Origin of the sequence: Helicobacter saguini (genome assembly GCF_000762875.2) — a bacterium.
GTDB classification, from domain to species: Bacteria; Campylobacterota; Campylobacteria; order Campylobacterales; family Helicobacteraceae; genus Helicobacter_A; species Helicobacter_A saguini.
Genome location: NZ_JRMP02000036.1, coordinates 1 through 5,492 on the forward strand (window position 1 = coordinate 1; position 5,492 = coordinate 5,492).

The following is a 5,492-nucleotide window of genomic DNA, read 5'->3' on the forward strand; positions in this document are numbered from 1 at the left end:
ATATCGTGTATATTGTTTTGAAAGATACTATCATTAATTGATGATTCTAAAAGATAGGAGTGGAAATAGAGAGTTTGAGTAAGGGGGATAATGGAGTGTTTATCAATAATTCCATCTAATCCAATTTGTATTGCAAGATTATGTGCTGGTATTTTTATCCCTAAGTTGCCAATCACATCATAGCCTCCACTTATATCTTGTGAAATGATATGGAAACATTGTCTTTTTTCTAATGTCTTATCTTTATAGTAGCTTTCTTTTCTTAATGATTGAAATTGATTGATAAGATTTCCATAAGGGATATTTAAATCATAGCTTAATACAATAAGATTAGATTCTGATATTTGAGCTTGTGTTGTCGTATGTATAAATGCATAGGCATAATATACATAAAATGTTTTATCTTTGTATATCTTAATATTTTCTTCTAATATATCATATAGTTTCTTTGCATACTCTCTCATGCTATTAGGATAGAATATTTTTCTTGTATAAGTATATTTTGATACTTCAAGAGTTATTTCTTCTTGGTCTATACGTAAGAAATAAGGAATAGTATATTTAAGTTGCTGTGTGATATTATCATCTTTATTGATAATCTCTAATAATCCTCTACTATTATTGTTTGCTATACACTTAAAGAGTGTTTCATTCATTTCTAACATACCACAATATAATTTTCCTTTATTTCCCATATCAAGCATTTGATAAGATTCTATATTGGTATTTGATTTAAATAAAGCAACGATATAATCCGCAAACTTTTTTATTCCATACAAAGACGGAGCTATTGCAATAGCACTTATTTTTGTATTATTTAATATTTTTGCTGGGGTATCATTAAAGATTCCCGGTGCATTATAAGTATAAATTTCATTGATTAATTCATCATAACTTAAAGCACACATTTGAGCTAAAAAGCCTCCTAGTGAATGCCCTACTATCGTCATTTTAGAATAAGATCCAGATATTTCATTATAGATTCTAGGTTTAATCTTTGTTTCTATACAATCTATCAATTCAAAATACTGCTTAGGAATCTTATTTGTAGCAAGCAAAAAATCAGCATAAAAGTCATTAAAAACTTCTTTTAGCTTATCACTTCCCATCTCACTGCCACGAATAGATAAGATAAATTGTTCATTACTATCAACACTTTTTCTTTTTCTTGTAACCTTGTCTAATTCTCCTAAGTCTTTGAATAGCGTAGCGGAGAATCCTGAATCTGTATTTGGCTGATGAAATAATAATTCATATCTTTCAAAGAATCTTTGTGCTTGGTTGGGCGACATATCACCATTAAGCTTTTGTGTATTAAAAAATGTGCTATTTTCTGTTTTATAACCATTGTAAGTTAAATTTAAAATATCAGTATGGGTTATTGGTTTATTTCTCTTATCCTTATATTCTTCTTCATCTTTAAACTTCTCGCCTATCAAATCAAATTTAAAGTAACTAGCCCATGCCAACTCTGCATTATTTTTTAAATTATCAACTTGCTCTTTATGGTTCATCATTTATCCTTATTTAAAACATAATTTCTTTGCCAAGATTATTGCAATGTATATTTGTTTTCCAATCTATCCTAAAATCCATATTGCCTTCATGACCAAATATTTGAGGATAGTAAAAAATCCAACTTGGTTTAAAATCAATATTGGCGATATTGTTCATAGATAAAATTTCATTATTCTTATCTTTGAAATCAATATAAACAAATAATTCGATACCATATTTATACGATGAATTTTTAGGAAAGACATATTTATCTCCTAATTTCATTCCAAAATATCCTAGAATCTTATTGTATTTTTCTTCACTATTTGGCAAATCATTGATTTTGCATAACCTTCTAAACTCCCAATAATTAGGCTGTATCCACCAAAATGGCACGAAACCAAGAGGGATACCTATAAAGTAGATTCCAGCACATACAATAAATGTTAAAATAATCTTTTTAGGTGTAAAAAACTTTTTCATTTTTATATCTTTAGAATCTAAATAAGTCAAAATACCCATAACTAGCCCAAGCAAGTTCGGCACAATCTCTTAAATTTTTAATTTGTTGTTTGTTTGTCATTGTTAACCTTTTTTCTTAATATCCTCACACCATATTTCGTAATCTTTAATCCTATTCCACTTGTAGCTAGTAGAGCTAAAATAGTAATTATAACGCTTTGTATTCCAATATACAAATATTTTTATGCCAGTTATATTATTTTTGTTGATATACGGCTGTAGAGTATAAAAATCTACAATTATAGCTGTAAATCTATCAAGTTTAGGAGTATTGCTTATGATAAATCTATTTTTATCTATGTATTCATATCGATACGCATCATCTGGCAACGAATTTCTTGATAATATCTCAAATTTATAAATTGTTTGCTCATTATTTGGATTATTGGATATTTTTTTAGTTTTATTCAACTCCTCCCAATCCAAACTATCCAAACTCAAATCAAAATATCCTAGAATCTTATTATATTTTTCTTCACTATTTGGCAATTCATTTAATTCACACATTTCTTTAAACTTGTAATAGCTAGGTTGAAATGAATAAGGCACAAACTACCCCAGCCAATATTATCCACAATCACTATAAACAATACCGATATTACAAAGCCAATAACCATACTTGTGCGTTTTTGCAATCTATTGTTACTAAGTGCTATTGAAATTATGGATATAATTTTGATAAGTGTCCATAACACAAATATTACAAACATAATCAATAAAAATATAATAAATATATTCAAATATTTATATCCTTTTATTTTTTGCATTTCCAATTCTTATGGCACAATATATTAGGCTCAAGACAACTTAAGCGGATATTTTCTAATCAATTTTAGTAAAATTTTATACAAATCTTTACCTTCATTTTTGACATTATATCTAAATTACTAAAGAAGCTACGCTTTCTGTTTCTTTTAAATGTAGGTAAAAATTTTCTTTTTTTATACCTTTAAATTTTGCTAATCTGTGTTTTGCATAACCCCAAAAATTCTCAATTCCATTTATGTGATTTTTACCATTTGCAAATTCATTTTCGCTGTGTTTTACTCTATAATGCGCCAACGCTCCAAAATCAACCAAAGCGTCATAAGACTTCCACGTATCGCTATAAATTATAGAATCTTTAAGGGCTGAAAACTGCGTTATTATCGGCATTAGCTCGGTCCTGGAGCAATTTTTTACAATCTGCGTATATACCTTTCCGTTGCGTTTTAGCATACCAAAAACGGGCGTTTTTTTACTAGCTCCTCTGCCTTTTTTACCCTTTACTCTTTTTGGTCCAAAGTAGGATTCATCCACTTCTATTTCACCTTTTAATTGTGAAATATTTTCGCATTCTTTTGCCATTAATTTGCGAATTTCTTTGAAGATTTTGTTAAGAGAATTTCTAGAAATTTTGCAAATTTTTGCAATTTTTACTGCTTCGATATCAAGACAAAAATGCCACAAAATTTCTCTAAATTTAGCCTCCGAAATTCGTGAACGTATTATAAACCCATTTTTCATCGGTGTAATCATAACTTAAAGCTCCTTTAAAAGAGCTTAAGTTGTCTTGAGCCTAGCATTTTACACACAATCCTACATTTAATCTCATATTTACATCATTTTCTATATGCTCTATATTGCTATCTCTAGGAATAGATGGTATTTTATTTTGTCCTAGACGATTAAGCTTCTCATCATAAATTAGATGGGAATAAAGCATGGAATTATAATATTCACTAAAAGCCCTTAATCCTTTCTCGCTTTCCCAAGTAGAATCTAGTTTGCATAAAGTAGCGTAGTTTTGGTAGAAGAGGTTTATATCTAATAGATTGCTAAATATTAGATATTCTATTGAGTTAAAATATTGTGAGTGTTTTTTAATAACATTATAAACACCTTGTGGCGTCCAAGTAATGTTATCCCACCAATCAAGCTTTTTACCAAAAATTATCTTTAATTTATCCATTACAAATGTTACACATGAACGACCTATTAAAGCATAATATCTAAATTTGCTATCGTTATCTACAAAGGCAAATCCACCTCTTAAATCATCATCGGTAATTAACACATCTTCTATAATTTTACTTGCTACTTCAATATATTTTTCTTGTGGTATTTCCATAGCAAAAGCGTGGTTTGCTTGAAATGTGCTAATGGGTCGAATCCGTGTTAGTACATGTCCATTGCTAAAAGAGTATATTTTTAAATTATCTTCCATTAAACATTCACCACTATTGTTTGTTGTGAGAATATTATTGGTTTTATTTTCTGCTTCAATATATTCATAATGATTGTTTTGATAAACTTTGCCTCCCATTTCTTGTTTGCCATAGCTAGAAGTTCTTAAAGGAGCAGATGATTTATATGGAGCAAAGCCAAAGAAACCCTCAATATCTCTTATATTACTTGTTTTACTTTGTATAAACTTATCTAAAGATTGTTTATAAGATTGGTAATGAAAGAATATCTTGCTTTTGAGATATTCTTTTACGTGAAGTGTTATATCTTGATAACCTTGAGTAAAAAATAGAAATTCGTTATCAAATAATGCTGTATTTTTTATCCACTTATTTTTATTGTCATCATTATTAATATCGTGTGTAAGTCTTTCTATAAATTCCATTTGCGTAGTCTTGTTATATGATTTTAGTTGTGTTTCTAAGACATATACTTTATTGTATTCATCATTTAAGATTCCACGAAAACTATCAGCAATTAGCCTATATTCTATTTTAAGTCCTAAGAATACATGCGGAATTGCACCTTCATTTAACCCCCAAGTATCTACATAAACTCCTAAAGTATAGTATTTTTGATAAAGTTTATTTGACATTATTGTTTTCCTTTGTTAAAAGCGTATATCATTTGTTGTGCCTATGGTTTGTTTATTTTCCAAACTTTCATTGAATAATTTATTATCTCTAGGTATTTCGATGCTATAAAATTTCTTATTAATTGCACTACCTTTAGTAAAAAATATAAATTCATTCCAATGTCTATCAAAACGATAACCAACAATTTGTTGATAAATAATCGTTTTATTAAAATCTTTGTGACCATGTTCAATTGTCCCTAAAGTATATAAAACTTCATATATATTTTTATTAATAGATGTAACATATAGCTTATATGGTGAATAACGACCATACCAAGTCGCATTTATCAATTCTTCTTTTTTCTCCTTTGCTAGTGGTCTTGCATATACCACTTTCCCTATATTTTCTTTGCATAGTCTCTCATATTCCTTATATTCATTATCCCATTGCTTTGGGATAAACGCTTTATAGCTTGTAGGATAGTAAATGCCATATTTATTAGCTATGAACACAACAAAGATTCCAAAAAGTCCTAAGATGTAAATTATTTTCATACTATTTCCCTAATACTAGATTCTATCCCACCTTGTAAGATTACACCATAAAATGATATAAAGATATTATATTCATCTAGGCTTTGTTTATCTTGTTTTGTATGAGTGTTTATGA

Annotated in this window: 5 protein-coding genes and 1 pseudogene; all 6 read right to left on the reverse strand. The window is 28.4% G+C overall.

Annotated elements, in window-relative coordinates:
* Nucleotides 1–1,514 (reverse strand): lipase family protein (locus tag LS64_RS11890; protein WP_138127377.1); only part of this gene is annotated, 1,514 nt, incomplete at its 3' end.
* A 13-nt stretch (nt 1,515–1,527) separates the two neighbouring features.
* Nucleotides 1,528–1,980 carry a hypothetical protein gene (locus LS64_RS11895; RefSeq protein WP_034573711.1) on the reverse strand — a complete coding sequence of 151 codons (453 nt, stop codon included), beginning with the start codon at nt 1,978–1,980 and terminating at the stop codon, nt 1,528–1,530.
* 102 nt (nt 1,981–2,082) lie between these two features.
* Entirely contained in the window at nt 2,083–2,568 is a 486-nt protein-coding gene (locus tag LS64_RS11900) for a hypothetical protein (protein ID WP_138127379.1), read from the reverse strand.
* 248 nt (nt 2,569–2,816) lie between these two features.
* A pseudogene (locus LS64_RS11905) lies at nt 2,817–3,537 on the reverse strand (IS1595 family transposase).
* A 40-nt stretch (nt 3,538–3,577) separates the two neighbouring features.
* Entirely contained in the window at nt 3,578–4,840 is a 1,263-nt protein-coding gene (locus tag LS64_RS11910) for a hypothetical protein (protein WP_034569945.1), read from the reverse strand.
* A 15-nt stretch (nt 4,841–4,855) separates the two neighbouring features.
* A complete protein-coding gene (locus LS64_RS11915) occupies nt 4,856–5,377 on the reverse strand; it encodes a hypothetical protein (protein ID WP_052062323.1) in 522 nt (173 codons plus the stop codon).
* Between the last annotated feature and the right edge of the window lie 115 nt (nt 5,378–5,492).